General features: G+C 63.3%; 15 protein-coding genes. All 15 read right to left on the bottom strand.

The window, feature by feature from the left end; translation table 11 throughout:
• The 15 genes from B0G73_RS24985 to B0G73_RS24910 all read right to left on the bottom strand — a co-directional run bounded on the left by B0G73_RS24985 (position 1) and on the right by B0G73_RS24910 (position 17,381).
• Positions 1-888, bottom strand: coding sequence for a MoxR family ATPase (locus B0G73_RS24985; RefSeq protein WP_106283913.1), 888 nt, complete (start codon positions 886-888; stop codon positions 1-3).
• Positions 889-1,015: 127 nt separating this feature from the next.
• Entirely contained in the window at positions 1,016-1,813 is a 798-nt protein-coding gene (locus B0G73_RS24980; RefSeq protein WP_106283912.1) for a xanthine dehydrogenase family protein subunit M, read from the bottom strand.
• A 22-nt stretch (positions 1,814-1,835) separates the two neighbouring features.
• Entirely contained in the window at positions 1,836-4,217 is a 2,382-nt protein-coding gene (locus tag B0G73_RS24975; RefSeq protein ID WP_106283911.1) for a xanthine dehydrogenase family protein molybdopterin-binding subunit, read from the bottom strand.
• A gap of 10 nt (positions 4,218-4,227) precedes the next feature.
• Positions 4,228-4,770: a (2Fe-2S)-binding protein gene (locus B0G73_RS24970; RefSeq protein ID WP_106283910.1), complete on the bottom strand. Its 543-nt coding sequence runs from the start codon at positions 4,768-4,770 to the stop codon at positions 4,228-4,230.
• Between the two features lie 185 nt (positions 4,771-4,955).
• Positions 4,956-5,300, bottom strand: coding sequence for a hypothetical protein (locus B0G73_RS24965; RefSeq protein ID WP_106283909.1), 345 nt, complete (start codon positions 5,298-5,300; stop codon positions 4,956-4,958).
• Positions 5,297-5,611, bottom strand: coding sequence for a DUF2778 domain-containing protein (locus tag B0G73_RS24960; protein ID WP_258193427.1), 315 nt, complete (start codon positions 5,609-5,611; stop codon positions 5,297-5,299). The genes B0G73_RS24965 and B0G73_RS24960 overlap by 4 nt, the downstream gene beginning before the upstream one ends.
• Before the next feature lie 428 nt (positions 5,612-6,039).
• Positions 6,040-7,431 carry an amino acid permease gene (locus B0G73_RS24955; RefSeq protein ID WP_106283907.1) on the bottom strand — a complete coding sequence of 464 codons (1,392 nt, stop codon included), beginning with the start codon at positions 7,429-7,431 and terminating at the stop codon, positions 6,040-6,042.
• 312 nt (positions 7,432-7,743) lie between these two features.
• Positions 7,744-8,400 carry a response regulator transcription factor RqpR gene (gene rqpR, locus B0G73_RS24950; protein ID WP_012431442.1) on the bottom strand — a complete coding sequence of 219 codons (657 nt, stop codon included), beginning with the start codon at positions 8,398-8,400 and terminating at the stop codon, positions 7,744-7,746.
• A gap of 10 nt (positions 8,401-8,410) precedes the next feature.
• Positions 8,411-9,289 (bottom strand): sensor histidine kinase, encoded by an 879-nt coding sequence (locus tag B0G73_RS24945; protein WP_106283906.1) that lies wholly within the window; start codon positions 9,287-9,289, stop codon positions 8,411-8,413.
• A gap of 433 nt (positions 9,290-9,722) precedes the next feature.
• Positions 9,723-10,493, bottom strand: coding sequence for a ferredoxin--NADP reductase (locus B0G73_RS24940; RefSeq protein WP_106283905.1), 771 nt, complete (start codon positions 10,491-10,493; stop codon positions 9,723-9,725).
• 663 nt (positions 10,494-11,156) lie between these two features.
• Positions 11,157-12,116 carry an ABC transporter permease gene (locus B0G73_RS24930; protein ID WP_106283904.1) on the bottom strand — a complete coding sequence of 320 codons (960 nt, stop codon included), beginning with the start codon at positions 12,114-12,116 and terminating at the stop codon, positions 11,157-11,159.
• A gap of 46 nt (positions 12,117-12,162) precedes the next feature.
• On the bottom strand, positions 12,163-13,200 hold the full coding sequence (locus tag B0G73_RS24925; RefSeq protein ID WP_181196638.1) for an ABC transporter permease: 1,038 nt from the start codon (positions 13,198-13,200) through the stop codon (positions 12,163-12,165).
• Positions 13,190-14,764, bottom strand: a complete 1,575-nt coding sequence (locus B0G73_RS24920; RefSeq protein ID WP_258193428.1) for a sugar ABC transporter ATP-binding protein — start codon at positions 14,762-14,764, stop codon at positions 13,190-13,192. The genes B0G73_RS24925 and B0G73_RS24920 overlap by 11 nt, the downstream gene beginning before the upstream one ends.
• Positions 14,765-15,193: 429 nt before the next feature.
• Positions 15,194-16,213 (bottom strand): ABC transporter substrate-binding protein, encoded by a 1,020-nt coding sequence (locus B0G73_RS24915; protein ID WP_106283902.1) that lies wholly within the window; start codon positions 16,211-16,213, stop codon positions 15,194-15,196.
• A 115-nt stretch (positions 16,214-16,328) separates the two neighbouring features.
• Positions 16,329-17,381 carry a LacI family DNA-binding transcriptional regulator gene (locus tag B0G73_RS24910; RefSeq protein WP_106283901.1) on the bottom strand — a complete coding sequence of 351 codons (1,053 nt, stop codon included), beginning with the start codon at positions 17,379-17,381 and terminating at the stop codon, positions 16,329-16,331.
• Between the last annotated feature and the right edge of the window lie 223 nt (positions 17,382-17,604).

Below are 17,604 nucleotides of genomic sequence, written 5' to 3'. Positions count from 1 at the left end.
CTATCCAGGCGCTGCAAGGCACTGCGCGATTTGCGCGGCATCGACGCGTGCCAGATCGTCCTGATACTTGAGCAGAACGCCGAGCGTGTTGTGCACGGATTGCGGATCGAGCTCGGTTACCGACAACGCCTCCAACGCGCGGCACCAATCTATCGTCTCAGCGATGCCAGGCGCCTTGAACAGATCCATGCCGCGCAGCCGATGCACGAAATCGACCGCACGCCGCTGCAATTCCGCCGACGTTTGCGGCGCGCGAGCAGCGACGATCTCCAACTCGCGATCCCGATCCGGATAGCCGATCCATTGATACAGGCAGCGGCGCTTCAGCGCGTCATGCACTTCGCGCGTCCGGTTCGAGGTCATCACGACGAGCGGGGGTTGCTCCGCGCGGACCGTGCCGTATTCGGGAATCGATACCTGGAAGTCCGAAAGCAGTTCCAGTAGAAAGGCTTCGAACGGCTCGTCGGCGCGGTCGATCTCGTCGATCAGCAACACGCGCCGCGCGCCGGGATGATTTTCATCCGGCATCAACGCTTGCAGCAACGGCCGCTTCAGCAGAAATTCGCCGCGATACAAGGTGTCGTTGTCGGGCCGTTCGCCGGCGGCTTCGGCAAGACGCAGCGCCATGATTTGCCGCGGATAGTCCCACTCGTAGAGCGAGCTTGCCGTATCGAGACCTTCATAACATTGCAGGCGCAACATCGAGGTGCCGAGCATGCCCGCCGCGGCCTTGGCGAGCTCCGTCTTGCCGACGCCCGGCTCGCCTTCGACGAACAATGGCCGCTCCATGCGCAGCGCGAGATACAGCGCGGTCGCCAGCTCGCGGCTGGCGAAATAACTTTGGGCGGCGAGTTGAGCGAGGGTGTCGTCGATTGAAGCGGGCTGCATGGTGTTCCTGGATCTGCGCAATGAAGCGATACCAACGAAGCCAGGCCGCATTCACGCACGTGAGCGAATGCGGCTGATGTGCCCTGCGTGAGCGCAGATCACACCAGCCGCGAACAGCGAGGAAACGCTAAGCGTTCGCCTTCGTCACCGCGCGTGCGGCCAGCACCGGAATCAGATGCGCGCGATAGTCGGCACTCGCGTGCATGTCGGTGTTCAGATCGGCCGCCGACACCGTCACCCCGCGTGCGGCTTCGGGCGTGAAGTTCGCCGACAGTGCGCTTTCCAACTCCGGCACACGAAACACCGACGCCGCCGCGCCCGTCACCGCGACGCGCACACCGCTCGCGAACTTCGCGACGAACACGCCGACCAGCGCAAAGTGCGAAGCGGGGTTCCGGAATTTTTCGTATGCCGCGCGCTCGGGCACGGGAAACTCCACGGCGACGATTAGCTCGTCGGGCGCCAACGCCGTTTCATACATGCCGACGAAGAAGTCGCTCGACGCGATGCGCCGCCGATCTGTGACGATGGTCGCATCCAACCCCATCGCCGCCGCCGGATAACACGCGGCCGGGTCGTTGTTGGCGAGCGAGCCGCCTATCGTGCCGAGCGCGCGCACCTGTCGATCGCCGATGTGCGCGGCGAGCTCCGCGAGGCCCGGCAAGACACGCCGAAGTTCCGCGTGATCCGCCACATCGGCGTGACAGACGGCGGCGCCGATGGTCACCGTTTTCGCATCGACGGTGATCGCCTTGAGCGCGGGAATGCGCGTCACGTCGATCAGTTGCGACGGCTGGGCAAGCCGCAACCGCATGGTAGGCAAAAGGCTCTGGCCGCCGGCCAGAAACTTGGCGTCGCTGTCGGCGGTGAGAATGGCGGCGGCCGCTTTGGGATCCGTCGCGCGTTGATACTCGAATGAATACATGTCGAATGCTCCGCTCAGGATCTCAATGAGGTTGTTTGGCCGCGTGAATCGCGGACCACACGCGATGCGGCGTCGCCGGCATTTGCAGGTCGGTCACGCCGAGCGGCGCGAGCGCGTCGAGGATCGCGTTGATCACCGCCGGCGGCGAGCCGATCGCGCCCGCTTCGCCGCAGCCTTTCACGCCGAGCGGATTGTGCGTGCACGGTGTGCCCTTCGCGGTTTCGACCGTGAAGTCCGGCAGATCGGACGCATGCGGCATCGCGTAGTCCATGTACGAGCCCGACAGCAACTGGCCGCTCTCGTTGTCGTACACGCAGCGCTCCAGCATCGCCTGGCCGATGCCCTGCGCGAGCCCGCCATGCACCTGGCCCTCGACGATCATCGGATTGATCACGTTGCCGAAATCATCGACCGCGGTGAACTTCTGGATCCGGCACACGCCCGTTTCCGGATCGACTTCGATCTCGCAGATGTACGCGCCGGATGGATAGGTGAAGTTGGTCGGATCGTAGAACGCGCTTTCTTCGAGGCCGGGTTCCAGCACGTCGAGCGGATAGTTGTGCGGCACGTAGGCGGCGAGCGAGATGTCCGCAAATGCCTTGGTGCGGTCCGTGCCCGCGACGCGGAACACGCCGTCCTTGAACTCGATGTCTTCTGCCGCGGCTTCGAGCAGATGCGCGGCGATCTTCTTCGCTTTGGTTTCGATCTTGTCGAGCGCCTTCATGATCGCCGAGCCGCCGACCGCGATCGAACGCGAGCCGTACGTGCCCATACCGAACGGAATGCGGCCGGTGTCACCGTGGACGACCTCGACGCTTTCCAGCGCAATGCCGAGCCGGTCGGCGACCACTTGCGCGAAGGTCGTCTCGTGCCCCTGGCCGTGACTATGCGAGCCCGTGAACACGGTGACCGACCCGGTGGGATGCACGCGAATCTGACCGACTTCGAACAGGCCGGCCCGCGCGCCCAACGCGCCCGCTATATTCGACGGCGCGAGACCGCATGCCTCGATGTAGCAGGAGTAGCCGAGGCCGCGCAGTTTGCCGTTCTTTTCGGATTCCTGTTTGCGTGCCGCGAAGCCTTTGACGTCCGCGAGTTCGAGCGAACGGGCGAGGATGGTTTCGTAGTCGCCGGTGTCGTAGGTGAGGCCGACCGGCGTCGCGTACGGAAACTCGCGGATAAAGTTGCGGCGGCGAATCTCGGCCGGGTCTAGCTTCATCTCGCGCGCGGCGGTTTCCACCAGCCGCTCCACCACGTAGGTCGCTTCGGGGCGGCCCGCGCCGCGATAGGCATCGACGGGAACGGTGTTGGTGAAGACCGCTTTCACTTCCGCGTAGATCGCGGGCGTGGCGTACTGGCCGGCGAGCAGCGTGGCGTACAGAATGGTCGGCACGGCCGACGCGAACGTGGACAGATACGCGCCCATGTTGGCGGTCGTGTGGATGCGCATGCCGAGGAACTTGCCGTCCGCGTCCATGGCCAGTTCGGCCTTGGTCACGTGATCGCGGCCATGCGCGTCGGAAACGAACGCTTCCGAGCGCTCGGCCGTCCACTTCACCGGACGGCGGATTTTCTTCGACGCCCACGTCAGCGCCACGTCTTCGGCGTACAGGAAAATCTTCGATCCGAAGCCGCCGCCGACGTCCGGCGCGATCACACGCAGTTTCGATTCCGGCAGCGACAGCACGAACGCCGCCATCAACAGCCGCTCCACGTGCGGATTCTGGTTTGCGACATAGAGCGTGTAGCTGTCGTCCTGCACCGAATAGCTCGCGTTGACCGCGCGCGGTTCGATCGCGTTCGGGATCAGGCGGTTATTGACGATGTCGAGCGTGGTGACGTGCGCGGCTTTGGCGAAGGCGGCGTCGGTGGCGGCTTTGTCGCCGTGGCCCCAGTTGTAGCAGACGTTGTCGGGCACTTCATCGTGCACGGCGGCCTGGCCGGCGTCGGCCGCGTGCGCGGTGTCCACCACGGCCGGCAACACGTCGTAGTCGACTTCGATCAATTCGGCGGCGTCTTTCGCGGCCTTGATCGAATCGGCTATGACGAGCGCGACCTGATCGCCGACGTGCCGTACTTTCGTGTGCGCGATGATCGGATGCGGCGGCTCGTTCATCGGCTTGCCGTCGGTGCTATGGATCAGCCAGCCGCAAGGCAGGCCGCCGACGTTGTCCGCCGCCATGTCCGCGCCGGTGAAGATCGCGACCACGCCGGGCGATTGTCTGGCCGCGGCGGTGTCGATGCTGTTGATCCTCGCGTGCGCGTGAGGCGAGCGCAGGAATACGGCATAGGTTTGCTGGGGCAGGACGATGTCGTCGGTGTACTGGCCGTTGCCGGTGAGGAAACGATAGTCTTCCTTACGTTCGACGGAAGCGCCAATCAGGTGAGTGTCGGGTGCGTTCATCGTCGGCTCCTCAGGCGGTGGCCGGTGCGGTGGCTTGCGCGTCGGCCTGTGAGCTGGCATTCGCGGCCGCATTGGCCGAGCCGGCGGAGTTCATGCCTTCGGCGCCTTCGAGCACTGCTTTGACGATGTTGTGATAACCCGTACAGCGGCACAGATTGCCGTCGAGCTGGGCGCGCACGTCGTCGCCGGTGAGATTCGGTTGACGCTGGACGAGCGAGACCGCGCTCATCACCATGCCGGGCGTGCAGAAGCCGCACTGCAGTCCGTGGCAGTGTCTGAAGGCCGCCTGCATGGGGTGCAGTGCGCCGTCTTTGGCGAGCCCCTCGATGGTGGTGATTTCCGCGCCTTCCGCTTGCACGGCGAGGATGTTGCAGGATTTGATCGCGCGTCCGTTGAGGTGGACTGTGCATGCGCCGCATTGGGCTGTATCGCAGCCGACGTGCGTGCCTGTCAGGCGCAGTTGGTCGCGAAGGAACTGGACTAGCAGGGTGCCAGGATCGATTGACGCGCTGATGGGCGCGCCGTTCACCGTCAGACTGATGCTGATCGCCATGAAGTTGTCTCCTTATGGGGTGAGACCGGACCTTTTGCTTTTTCTTTTGTTGCCTGTTTCGCGGGGTCCGATTGCGGGTGCTTCGGGTTTTTATAAGGCTGCAGAAAAGTAAAGCACAAATTGGGCTGGGGCGCTATGAGGGGTTTTTTGCGCGGGGGGCTTTGGGGGTGTGGTTTAGGACTTGCCTATTTCGGAAGTTTTTCCGAGACAACCCACACAACCGGATCCGACATCGAGCACTCCACCGAGCCGGCCTGGCTAGATGTGATGACTTCGATCGACCGTCCGCCGCGCTCGTGAAACGTAATGTCATAGACATCACGCCAAAGACCTTTGCCGATCTTCTCCGAGGCAACGCGAACCGCACGGGTTTTCGATTCGTCCAGCCTGGTCGGATCGGTAATCCCCGCGTTTTTCAGATACACGATTGCGATATTGGTGGGCCAGCTCTTGCATTCGAGGGGCGAGCCCGCGAAGCAGAGGGCAGGGGCCGCCAATGCGAGCGCGGCAATGAACGGAAGTATTTTCATTGCGTTACGATCAGCGTGTGATCGCCGCTCGCCCATATGTGTTGACGGTTGTTCATGCCGGTAATGATGCAGCCATTTGAAGCCTGTCCCGGATGGACGCTGCTATCGCCGTGAATCAGAAAACCCGAGCGGCCGAACGTGACCGTACCCGTTTGTGGGGACAGCCGCAGTGTGTAAGGTCCGGCATGCGGGTGCGTGAACGGCTGGCCTATTGTCCATGCGCCGCGGGGAATCGGACCGATACTTTCCTGCATTTGCGCAGAGGGATTATTTTTGCCCGGCCCGATCCCCGAGTATGCCGCGGGCGTCAACGAGTTTCCATCATGAGATATAACGCCAGTCGCCTGGCTGTACTTCCACGCCATTTGCCAACCTCATTTTCAGGTGAAAGTCGCGATACTACTGGCTCTGGCTTCTCAAAAAATGGAATCGATCTGCAATTTTGGCGGCCAGCAACGCGCGCGCGTATTTAAGGTATGCCATTTGAATCGGCTATGAGCCATGCATCGATTAAACGGTTAAACGCTTTAATCGATGCCGCCTATCCACATCTGCGCCGATATTGCCCCGACTCGGCCGCTGAGTCCCGCGCGCCTTGAAGACGGGCGAGAGTGGCTCCAGCGTTCACACCCGGTTACGACGACTGGCCTTCTCATTCTCGTGCAACGCATTTAGACGAGCAATGAAAAGGCCAGCACCCGAGAACAAGAAAACCGTATCCCGCGCGGAGTGGAGAAAATCACTTACTCAGCTTTGAATGCCGCCGCGAATACCCAAAATAAATAACCATCCCAACCAGCAACCAAACAACAAACGCGCCCCAAGTAACCGCCTGAAGATTAACCATCAAAAACAGACACGCGGCCACCGCCAAAACCGGCACAACCGGCACCCCGGGACACCGAAACGCCCTCGGCAAATCCGGATGCGTCTTCCGCAAAACCAGCACTGCAATCGACACCATCGAAAACGCTGCCAACGTACCGATATTGATCAGCTCAGCGAGCACATTCAACGGAACGAGCGCGCCGATCAACCCAAAGAAAATCCCAACAAGCCAGGTCGTAAAAAACGGCGTGGCAAACCGCGGATGCACTCGCGAAAGCCTCGCCGGCAACAGCCCATCCCGCGACATCGCGAAAATCACCCGCGTCTGCCCGTAAGCCATCACGAGAATCACCGTCAGCATGCCCAGCACGGCGCCAAGGTCGATAAACCCCGCGACCCACTTCTGACCAGCCACCTGCAACGCATACGACACCGGATGCGAAATGTTCGCGAACTGCGCCGACGGCACGATGCCGGTCACCACAGCGGCCACCGCCACATACAACACCGCGCAAACGCCCAACGACGCAATGATCCCGATGGGCAGATCGCGCTTCGGATCTTTCACCTCTTCCGCCGCGGACGACACCGAATCGAATCCGATGAACGCGAAGAACATCACCGCCGCCGCGCCGAACACGCCGTTCCAGCCGTTCGGCATGAACGGATGCCAATTGGCCGGCGTCACGTGAAACACGCCCACGCCAATCACCAGCAACACCACGACGACCTTGATCGCGACCATGACGTTGTTGATCCGCGTTGACTCGCGCACGCCGACCGACAACAGCGCGGTGATCGCCATCATCACGAGGAAGGCGGGCAGGTTAAAGAGCGTGTCATGACCGGGCAACGCGCCCGGCGCGGCCGTCAGCGCCACCGGCAAGGACACGCCGAAGCCCGACAGCAAGGATTGCAGATAACCCGACCAGCCCACCGATACCGCCGAGGTGGCCAGCCCATACTCGAGCATCAAGTCCCAGCCGATGATCCACGCGGCCAGTTCGCCGAGCGTCGCATACGAATAGGTGTAGATCGACCCGGCCACCGGAATCGTCGACGCGAATTCGGCGTAGGCTAGGGCGGCAAAGCCGCAGGCGACCGCGGCGATCAGGAACGAGATCATCAGAGCCGGACCGGCCTGCACGGCGCCGGTGCCGGTCAGCACAAAAATGCCGGTGCCGATAATGGCGCCGACGCCGAGAAAGGTCAGATCGAGCGCGCCGAGCGCTTTCTTGAGACCGGCGTTCTGGGCACTCGCGGCGATCATGTGCTCGACGCTCTTCTTGCGAAACAGGGACATTGGCGGGGTCTCCAGTAGTGCACGCGTGTTGCGCGCCGAATGTCGGAAAACCCGCGATTTTAACGGATGCACGCCTTGCACCATGTTGGGACGTGCTTTTAGCGGCGGGATGCAGAGGCCGAAAATCCCTGTTCGACGTGACTCGGGGGCACTCCCGTCCGAGGCGGGCCAGGCAACGCCCGCAAAGGTTTTCGCTCGATGCGCAGCCAACCAGGCGAGAACCGCCTTCTTGCAAATGAGCGCCGGCAAGGGCGAGTTGTTCAGCGACCCAGCGACCCAGCGACCTAACGCCGCGCTGGCGTCTAGCGGCTGTCAGCCCGCCATCGCCGGATTCAGATCAATGAGCCGGTTGCTCATCACATAGAACGTCAGCTCGGCGTTATTGCGCAGCTTCATTTTTTCGAGCAGCCGGGTGCGGTACACGCTGACCGTTTTCACCGACAGCGAGAGCGCCACGGCAATATCCGTCAGCCGCTTGCCCGACGCGAGCATGCACAGCGTCTGATATTCGCGGTCGGAGAGCTTTTCGTGCGGCAACTGTTCGCCGTCGAAGGAAACGTAGTCGGCGAGCGCCTCGGCCATCGCCGGGCTCACGTATTTGCGGCCCGCCGCGACCTGTTTGATCGCGCTGATCATCTGGGCGGCGTCGACGGTTTTCGACAGGTAGCCGGCGGCGCCTGCCTTCAGGGCGCGCACGGCGTATTGGTCCTCGCGGTACATCGAGAACATCAGCACGGCCGCGCGCGGCGCCTTGCGCTTCATGCGCTTGAGCACTTCGACGCCGTTCATGTCGGGCAGCGAAATGTCCAGCAGCACCACGTCGTAGGCGTGCCGGGCAGCGGCGTCGAGCGCTTCGGCGCCGCTTTGCGCTTCGGTGACTTCGCGCGCCACGCCGCGATCGAGCAGCAACTGGCGGACGCCCTGGCGAACCACCGCGTGGTCGTCGGCGAGCAAAATGCGCAGGCTCATGATGGCGTGCTCACAATTGCAGCGCGTGCCGGGCCGCGCGCGGCGCGTGCTCCAGCATCGCGTCCCAGGCAAAACGCGCGCGCACGAGGGTGCCGCGCGACGCCTTGCCGTTCTCGTTGTTCTCGCCGCGCTCAGAACCGGCGCGCCGGGCGCTCAGGCGCAGTGTGCCGTCGAAAGCCGCGCAGCGCGCCTGCATGCCGCTCAGGCCGAAATGGCCAGGACGGCTGCGGGTGTTGCGCGTGACGCCGACACCGTCGTCGCTGATGAGCAGCGTGAGGTGACGGCGGCTGGTTTCGATCCGCACATCGGCGGATTCGGCGCGCGCGTGCTTGGCGATATTGTTGAGCGCTTCCTGCGCGACGCGGAACACGGCCAGTGCGGCGTCGGCCGGCAGACGCGTGAGGCGCACGTCGGCGGCGCACACAAAGCTCGTGCGCAGTTGCGTGCGTGCGGCGAAGTCGCCGGCCCAGTGCGCCAGCGCGCCGACAATGCCGGCTTCGAGCGACGGCGCATGCAGTTCCGCGACAGCCTGGCGGCTAGCCTCGCACACCGCGTCGAGCGACCGGTTCGCCACGGCGAGCGCGGCGGCGCACTGCGGCGGCGCGTCGGCCGGCAGCCAGGTTTCGACGCCGGCGAGCGCGAAACGCGTCGCCGTCAGTTCGGCGCCCACGCCATCGTGCAACTCGCGCGCCACATGGCGGCAAGCGGCTTCCTGCGCCTGAACCAGTTCGGCCGAGAGTTCGCGCACCCGGGCGCGCAGCCGCGCAAGTTCCCGATCGGCCGGCGAGGTCAGCGCAACCGGATCGGCCGCGGCGCACGCGTCGAATCCGTCACGTGCCGGTGACGAAGCAAGAGGGGCGGTGAACCGGACGACGGTCGACGTATCCATGACTTTCCCTGTCAGGAAACGCTGTGGACAGCGAAGCGGATGCGCATGAGCGGCGCGAAGACGAAAGAACGCATGTGGGTCTCTAGCCTCCAGGTGCAGGCCGTCGCGCTTAGGACGCAACGGATGAATCGCTACAGTGTGACGTAACGAAATTTACATTCAGTAACATGGCGGACGGGCCACGACAGGCAGGACAATTCGACTGATGATGCGCCGCGATGATATCTCATTAAAAGAAAAAATGCAGTCGCACCAAGGGTTAGCGCCCACATTTCACGCAATGGTCGATGAATTGTAACGCCTGTTTTGTAGGAAGAATACCGACGCCGAATGTCAGTCCGGCGACGCCGAATTGTAACTGGGCAAAAAAAAGGAGCCCATAGGCTCCTTTTGCTGATTTCGCGGCGGCGGGCCGCGAAGGTCGGAACGTGACTCAGCCGACGAAGGCCTTTTCGACCACGTAGTGACCCGGCGAGTTGTTGCTGCCTTCCTGGAAACCTGCGTCGTCGAGCAGCTTGCGCGTGTCGCGCAGCATATGCGGGCTGCCGCAGAGCATCACGCGGTCGTTTTCGAGCGAAAAGCCCGGCACGCCGAGGTCGGCGAACAGCTTTTCGGTTTCGATCAGTTCGGTGATACGGCCACGGTTCTGGAACGCTTCGCGCGTGACAGTCGGGTAGTACAGCAGCTTTTCCTGAACCAGCTCGCCCAGATGCTCGTGCGCCGGCAAGTGATCCGTGATGTATTCCTTGTACGCCAGTTCGTCGACGAAACGGCAGGTGTGCGTGAGCACCACGCGCTCGTAGCGCTCGTAAATGTCCGGATCTTTAATGATCGACATGAACGGCGCGAGGCCCGTGCCGGTGGACAACAGCCACAACGTCTTGCCCGGCAGCAGGTTGTCGGCCATCAGCGTGCCGACCGGCTTCTTGCCGATCAGCACTTCGTCGCCGACCTTCAGATGCTGCAAACGCGACGTGAGCGGGCCGTCCTGCACCTTGATGCTCAGGAATTCGAGGTGCTCTTCGTAGTTCGCACTCGCGAGGCTGTAGGCGCGGATCAGCGGCTTGCCGTCGACTTCGAGGCCGACCATCGTGAACTGGCCGTTTTCGAAACGGAACCCCGGGTCGCGCGTGCAGGTGAAGCTGAAAAGCGTATCGGTCCAGTGATGGACGCTCAGGACGGTTTGTGAATTCAGGTTGCTCATGGCTTCTTGGATAGTGCGAAAACAAGGGCGGCCAGTCGTTTTGAGCCGGCCGGCACGGCAAGGGCGATGCTGCGCTCACCCATACGGGAATCACGCGCAATCCGCTATTTTACCGCGCCCGCTGCCTGGGGGCTGCGGCGCGGCGGTTGAGCGTGGTCATGCGGGTTACCGGACCTGGAAGCGTCGGCGCCGGCTGTCGTTGCGATCGGCGCCGCGGAATACGTCGGCGTGGTGCGGCTACGCGCTTCAGCAGGGGTGCGGCGATGGGCGAATGCCGCGCAGGGCGGCTGCCATCGGTTGTCCGGGATGCGCCGGGTAGGCGCGCCACGCGGGCAACATTTTCAGGATGATACCGAAACCCGCCATGCGCTGCAGCATTGACCCTGCTGATAAAACTGGCAAAAAGGGCGACGCACGGAGAGAAAAAGCGTCGCGGCGTGTCCGTGACCGCGTTTTTATCGGTCAACTGCGACGGCGCCGTGTTGGTACACAAAGGCGGTGCGATGGCCGTCAGGCACGCCGGAATCCCAGTTGAAGCCGAGGTTTGAACGTTTGCCATTTTGATTACTCCGAGGCGCGGCAAAGGAAAGCAAATCAGCGGCGCGCTCTGAGCCGTCACCCCGCCACGTCGAATGCATCATTCAAGCCGCGTGGTTCAGCCAATCACGCCGGAGCCGCGACCCGTTTTTTCCCTCGTTGTCTCAGCACGCGAGCCTGCAACACGATCACCAGCAGCAGGAACACGCCGCGAATCACTGACTGCCAGTACGCCGACAAGCTGATAAACCCTAGCCCGTTCTCGAAGTTCAGCAGGTTGAACACCAGACCGAGCAACAACACGCCGGCGATCGTCATCGCGATCGAACCTTCGCCGCCCGTCAGCAGCGTGCCGCCGAGCACCACCGCCGAGATCGCGAACAGCTCCCAGCCGACGCCTTCGTTAGGTTGTCCCGCGCCGAATTGCGCGGCGAGGATCACGCCCGCCATGCCGGCGAGCAGACCGCTTACCGCATACGCCGTCACCAGCGTGCGGTCGACGTTCAGACCCATCAGCCGCGCTGCTTCCTCGCTGCCGCCGATAGCCAGCGAGTGCCGCCCAAAGCGCGTACTACGCAGCGCCAGCCAGCCGGCCAGCGCCGCCACCACCGCGACGATGCCGGGAATCGGCAGTCCGAACAGATCGCCCTGGCCGAAGTTGCCGAAGTTCGACTCGGCGGCAATCGACACCGCATCGTTTTTGCCGAGCAGCAGCGCGACGCCGTGCGCGCCGAGGCTCGTAGCGAGCGTGACGATAAACGGCAGGATTTTCAGGCGCGTGATGATTAGTCCGTTGAGCACGCCGACCGCGAGTCCCGCTGCGCATCCCGCCAGCACGGCAACCCAGCCGCCATGGACACTGGTCAGCGCGGCGACAACGCTTGCCAGCGCGGCCACGGTCCCCACCGACAGGTCGATGCCGCCCGTGATGATCACGAACGCCATGCCGACCGAGATCAGCGCGAACATCGAGTTGTAACGCCAGAACGACGTGATGTTGTACGCCGAGCCGAAATGCTCGTAGCGCACGAGGCCGAACACGACGAGCGCGGCCAGCGCGAGCAGGATAGGAAGATTCTTTTTCATCGCTTGGAGTCCGGAATTTTCTCTGAGGCGCGCGAGTTAGCGAGACTTAGCGGGAGCGCCGCTGCACATAAACCGCCGCGACGATGATGGCGGCCTTCACCACCAGCGCCGCCGCGTCGGGAATGCCGTGCGCGAGCAGCGTGTAGCGCAGCAACTGGATGATCAGCGCGCCGATCAGCGTGCCGCCGATATACGCCTTGCCGCCCGTCAGCGCCGTGCCGCCGACGGCGACCGCGGCAATCGCATCGAGTTCGACGCCGAGTCCGACCACGTTCGCATCCGAGGATGAATTCACGGAGATCGAGATCAGCCCCGCCAACCCCGCGAGCGCCGCGCAGAGCGTGTAGGCGATCAGCTTCACGGTGGCCGTCGGCACGCCGCATAGATAGGCGGCTTTTTCATTGCCACCGGTGATCAGCAGATACTGGCCGAACAGCGTCTTGCGCACGACCCACGCGAACAGGACGACCAGCGCCAGCATCAGCAGCACCTGAAAGGGCACGCCCGCGACCTTGCCGAGCGCGATCCACTGAAAGGCGGGCGTGTTGAACGCCTGCAGGCTGCCGTCGGTGACGACCTGCGCGATGCCGCGTCCGGCAATGAACAGCACCAACGTCGCGACAATCGGCTGCACGGATAACCTCGTGACGAGCAAGCCGTTGAAGACGCCGCACAGCGCGGCGGCGAGTACCGGCAGCACGAACGCGAGCGCGATGCCGCCGGGCCCGGCGATGTTCAGGAACAGCATCGGCGCGAGCGCACCGGAGATTGCCATCGACGCGCCCACCGACAGATCGATGCCGCCCGTCGCTACCACCAGCGTCATGCCGATGCCGACGATCACGATCGTCACCACCTGCGTCATGTTGACGTTGAAGGTTTGCAGCGACCAGAAGTGCGGCGTGAAGATCAGGTTGAACAGCACCATCGCGAGCAGCACGATGACTTCGCGCTGCATGGCGAGATGGCGCCATTTACGCACCGTGGTTGCCGGGGAGGCGGGCAAAGCGGCCGCCGTCTGCTGGGCGGTTTCCCCGAGCGGCGGCTCGGTATGCAACGATTCGGTGTGCAACTTAAGCGCCATGACGGTCGTCCTCCAACGCGTCTTCGATGTGTGCGGCGTTTGCCGTTTGCGCGGCTTCCGCGAGTTGCGAATGGCCGTCGCTGCCGTAGGCGATGGCGTCCATGATCGCGGTCTCGCTCATGTCGGCGCCATTCAGTTCGGCGACTGTGCGGCCGTCGCGGATCACCACCGCGCGATCGGCCACAGCGGTCAGCTCCTCCAGTTCGGAAGCGGACAGCAGCACGGCGAGGCCCGCGTCGCGCAGCTCGCGCACGATCTTCGCCACATCCGCTTTGGCGCCGACGTCGATGCCGCGCGTCGGTTCGTCGAGCAGCAGGAGCGAAGGCTCGGCGGCCAGCCAGCGCGCCAGCAGAACCTTCTGCTGATTGCCGCCCGACAGTTCGCGGATCGGCTGATCGGCGGAACGCAGCTTGATGCCGAGCGACAGAATAAAGCGATCGACAATCGCCTGCTGTTTCTTCACGTCGACCACGCCATTCCTGGTCAGCGTGCGCAGACAGACCAGCGTGAGGTTGTCGCGCACCGAGAGTTCGGGGACGATGCCCTCGGCCTTGCGGTCTTCGGTGAGATAGGCGAGACCGCGCGAGATTGCGTCCTGCGGCGACTTCAGCGCGACTGTCTCGCCGCCGATCGAGAGCGAACCTTGCTCCAGCGGATCGGCGCCGAACATGAGCCGCATGGTTTCGGTGCGGCCCGAGCCGAGCAGGCCGGCAAGACCTACGGCTTCTCCGGCGTGCACTTCGAGTGAAACGTCGCTCACCTTCGGGTGCGCGCTCAGTTGCGTGGCCGCGATCATCTGCTTGCCGCGTCGCGCGAGGTTCGCTTCGCGTGCTTCGGCGTCGTCCTGCACGACGGCGGCGAGTGTGCGGCCGAGCATCGTCGTGACGAGTTGCAGTTTGTCCATGTCCGCCATGGCGCTTTGCGCGACCGTCTCGCCGTCGCGCATCACGGTAACGCGGTCGCACAGCGCGTAGAGTTCGTCGAGCCGGTGCGACACGAAGATCACCGCGCGGCCGTCGTCGCGCAGCTTGCGCACCACAGTGAACAGCAGCTCCACTTCGCGTTCGTCGAGCGATGAAGTGGACTCGTCCATGATGACCATCTTCGCGTCCGACGACACCGCGCGCGCGAGCGCGACCATCTGCTGAATCGCGGTCGAATAGCGGCCGACGGGCTTCTTCACATCGATCTGCAAACCGAACGATTCGAGCAGCGCGGCGGCGCGTTGCTGCACCGCGCGCCAGTCGATCAAGCCGAAGCGGCGCGGCTCACGGCCAAGGAAAATGTTTTCCGCCACCGAGCGGAACGGCACCAGGTTGATCTCCTGATAGATCGTGCTGATGCCGGCCTCGCGCGCCTGCTTGGGCGTGCGGAAATCGACTTCGCGGCCTTCGAAGCGCACGCTGCCCGAGCCGCGTCGATACGCGCCGGTCAGGATCTTGATCATGGTCGATTTGCCCGCGCCGTTCTGGCCGATCAGCGCATGCACTTCGCCAGCGGCGACGCTCAGATTGGCGCTGCGCAACGCGGGTACGCCGCCGAAGCTGATGCCGATGTCCTGCATCTCCAGCAGCGGCGAACGCGTAAGGGGGGAGTGTGGCGTCTCTTTGCCGGATTCCGTCACGGATGTCCTCCTGATCAGGTGCTGCCTGATTTGCCGCGTGCGCGCTTTGCGCTGCACATGCGAGCCAGTGTGGCCCTCGTTCGGGCTCTTGTGCGGGCAGTGTTGGCGAACCATGTTACGCCGCATAAAAGCGAAGCGACGGTTCGTGCTGCCACGAACGCGTCGCTCCGAACCCTTCCCGTCGCCCGCCCCCCGAGGAGACAGATTCGGGGCGGGGACGTCCTGCGAGGCAATCCCCCGATTCCGATGCATCTAACGGACTTGCTTCGGGGCGGGGGACTTCCTTCGGGGCGCCGCCGGAGCGCGTGGACGCTCCGTCAAAGCATGGCGCTCAAACTTCGCAACTGCGCGTACAACTCCGCTTCGTGATCAATAGCCGTCCTGCATGTTCTGCTGCACGTTGCTCTTGTCGTAGAACTTGTCGGAGACCTTAACCCACGTCGGGATCTTTTCGCCCTTCGCGTAACGCTGCGCGACGTCGCACGCGAGCGGGCCGAAGAATGGGCTCGACTGCACGCTCGCGCCGAGTTCGCCGGCCGCGATCGCGTCCATGCCGCCCTTGGTGCCGTCGATCGTGACGATCTGTATGTCCTTGCCCGGCTGCTTGCCGGCGGCCTTGATCGCAGCGATCGCGCCGAGCGCCATTTCGTCGTTGTGCGCGTAGACGGCGGTCACGTCCGGATGCGCCTGCAACAGCGTTTCCATGACCTGGCGACCCTTGTCGCGCGCGAAGTCGCCGCTTTGCGACGCGATGATCGTCATGCCCGGGTTCTTCGCGATGATTTCGTCGAAGCCCTTCTTGCGATCGTTCGCGGCGGACGCGCCGGTGGTGCCTTCGAGTTCGATGATCTTCGCCTTGCCGCCCGTCGCCTTGACGAGCCAGTCAGCAGCGCGATGGCCTTGATCGATGAAGTCCGAGCCGATGAAAGTGATGTAGTCCCGGCCCGCCTTGGCGACCGATTGATCGACATTACGGTCGACCAGGATCACCGGAATGCCGGCCTTTTTAGCTTGCAGCACGACCGGCGCAAGTGGCTTTTCTTCGCGCGGCGGGAACACCAGCAGATCGACGTGCTGCGCGATCATGTTCTGGATGTCCGACACCTGCTTGGAGTTCGAACTGTTGGCGTCGGTCATGACCAACTGCCAGCCGCACTTCGCGGCAATGTCCTTGAAGCTCTTGGTTTCCGCCAGACGCCATGGATTGTTGCTTTCGGTCTGCGCGAAGCCGACCTTCAGCGGAGTCTTGCTGGCCAACTTCGGCAGCGCGTCGTCGGCGTGCGCGGTGGCGATGCCGAAACCGATTGCCAGGGCCAGCAGCGAACCCGCCAGCGGACGAATCTGCTGCTTGCGCGCGTATCCGCGCGACTGCGTGTTGAGCGACGCCATGTCTTCCTCCAGTACCTGGTGAGGTAGGTGTATTTGCTTTTTAGTTTTCTTCTGCCGGTCGACGTTGATCCGCCCTACCGGACGTGCCGATTATTCCATCCAGAATTATTATCGGTCAATCACTAATAATATTAATTATTGGCTTTTTCGCCTCGGTAATTACCCTGACCGAACCGCGTTCGACGAGCGGACCGTCCAGTTTCACCATGCGATGCCGAATCGGCGCGCCGGCGGCACGATTGTGTTCTTCCTGCAGCAAAGTCTCGACGGCCCAGCGTCCCAGTTCGTAGTTCGGCAGCACCACGGTGGAGAGCGGGGGATGCGTGTGGCGGGCGATTTCCTGGTCGTCGTAACCGAGCACCGAGACGTCTTCAGGCACGCGCATGCCGAGTTGCTTCAACGCTTCGATCGCGCCGATGGCGGTGAGGTCGTTGGCGCAGAAAATCGCGGTCGGCGGGTTGGGTTCGCGCATCAGGGAAAGCGTCAGTTCGAAGCCGAGGCCCGAACTCCAGTCGCCGTCGCGCACCATTTCCGGCGCGTAGGGCAGATCCGCGGTGGCAAGCGCGGTGCGGTAGCCTTTGAGGCGATCCTTCGACGCGTCCTGCCAGGGCTCGCCGTTGATATAGCCAATGCGCCGATGGCCGGACTGCAGCAGATAGTCGGTCGCCAGATGGCCGCCGGCCACCTCGGCGGGCACCACCGACGAGAACCCGCCTTCGCCCGTGTAGCAGTTCAGCAGCACGGTCGGCACCTGCGACAGCGCCGCCGGCGGCGTCACTTTGCGCGTGTAGACGGTCGCGTAGATTACGCCGAACACATGCGGATTGGACAGCGTGGTGTCCAGCACCTGCTTCTCGATGTCGGCGTTGCCGTGCGTGGAATAGACCGCCAGCATCTTGCCGCTTGCGTACGCTGCATCGCGCGCGCCGTCGATATTCACGACCGGATGCGGACTGGTGGAAATTTCGTCGGCGAGATAGACGATCAGATTGCGTTCATCGGCGGAGGCCGACACCGGTTCGCGCAGCGAGAGCCGGTAGCCGAGATCGTGCGCGGCCTTCAGCACCTTGTTGCGGGTAGTCTCCGAGAACTTCGCGCCGGTCGCGTTGTTCAGCACCAGCGAGACAGTCGATTGCGACACGCCAGTGAGCTTGGCGATGTCGGTCATGGTCGGACGGCGTTGAGTCGATTTTTTCATTGTGCGGGCCGCTGCAGCGGCGCTAAAGCTGGAGCATGCCGTGGGCATCCCGGTGCCTGACGGTACCACTAATAATATGCGCGCGGCAACGCGCGCTAACCCGTCATTTGGGAGGCTCGCATCGCCCTCCACACCACGCTCATCCGACAAGTTTATTACTAATAATATTGACGATTGTGCTTTGGCGTGCGAT

It is taken from the genome of Paraburkholderia sp. BL25I1N1, from assembly GCF_003002025.1.
Taxonomy (GTDB): Bacteria; Pseudomonadota; Gammaproteobacteria; order Burkholderiales; family Burkholderiaceae; genus Paraburkholderia.
The sequence above is the reverse complement of the archived record's forward strand: the minus strand, read 5'-3'. Positions and strand labels throughout refer to the sequence as shown.

Bases quoted from the DNA above. Each gene is read 5' to 3' on its own strand.
- rqpR (WP_012431442.1), bottom strand. From the start codon at position 8,400: ATGAGCCTGCGCATTTTGCTCGCCGACGACCACGCGGTGGTTCGCCAG.
- B0G73_RS24930 (WP_106283904.1), bottom strand. From the start codon at position 12,116: ATGAAAAAGAATCTTCCTATCCTGCTCGCGCTGGCCGCGCTCGTCGTG.
- B0G73_RS24910 (WP_106283901.1), bottom strand. From the start codon at position 17,381: ATGACCGACATCGCCAAGCTCACTGGCGTGTCGCAATCGACTGTCTCG.
- B0G73_RS24940 (WP_106283905.1), bottom strand. From the start codon at position 10,493: ATGAGCAACCTGAATTCACAAACCGTCCTGAGCGTCCATCACTGGACC.
- B0G73_RS24925 (WP_181196638.1), bottom strand. From the start codon at position 13,200: ATGGCGCTTAAGTTGCACACCGAATCGTTGCATACCGAGCCGCCGCTC.
- B0G73_RS24985 (WP_106283913.1), bottom strand. From the start codon at position 888: ATGCAGCCCGCTTCAATCGACGACACCCTCGCTCAACTCGCCGCCCAA.
- B0G73_RS24920 (WP_258193428.1), bottom strand. From the start codon at position 14,764: ATGCAGGACATCGGCATCAGCTTCGGCGGCGTACCCGCGTTGCGCAGC.
- B0G73_RS24955 (WP_106283907.1), bottom strand. From the start codon at position 7,431: ATGTCCCTGTTTCGCAAGAAGAGCGTCGAGCACATGATCGCCGCGAGT.
- B0G73_RS24975 (WP_106283911.1), bottom strand. From the start codon at position 4,217: ATGAACGCACCCGACACTCACCTGATTGGCGCTTCCGTCGAACGTAAG.
- B0G73_RS24970 (WP_106283910.1), bottom strand. From the start codon at position 4,770: ATGGCGATCAGCATCAGTCTGACGGTGAACGGCGCGCCCATCAGCGCG.
- B0G73_RS24915 (WP_106283902.1), bottom strand. From the start codon at position 16,213: ATGGCGTCGCTCAACACGCAGTCGCGCGGATACGCGCGCAAGCAGCAG.
- B0G73_RS24945 (WP_106283906.1), bottom strand. From the start codon at position 9,289: ATGGATACGTCGACCGTCGTCCGGTTCACCGCCCCTCTTGCTTCGTCA.
- B0G73_RS24965 (WP_106283909.1), bottom strand. From the start codon at position 5,300: ATGAAAATACTTCCGTTCATTGCCGCGCTCGCATTGGCGGCCCCTGCC.
- B0G73_RS24980 (WP_106283912.1), bottom strand. From the start codon at position 1,813: ATGTATTCATTCGAGTATCAACGCGCGACGGATCCCAAAGCGGCCGCC.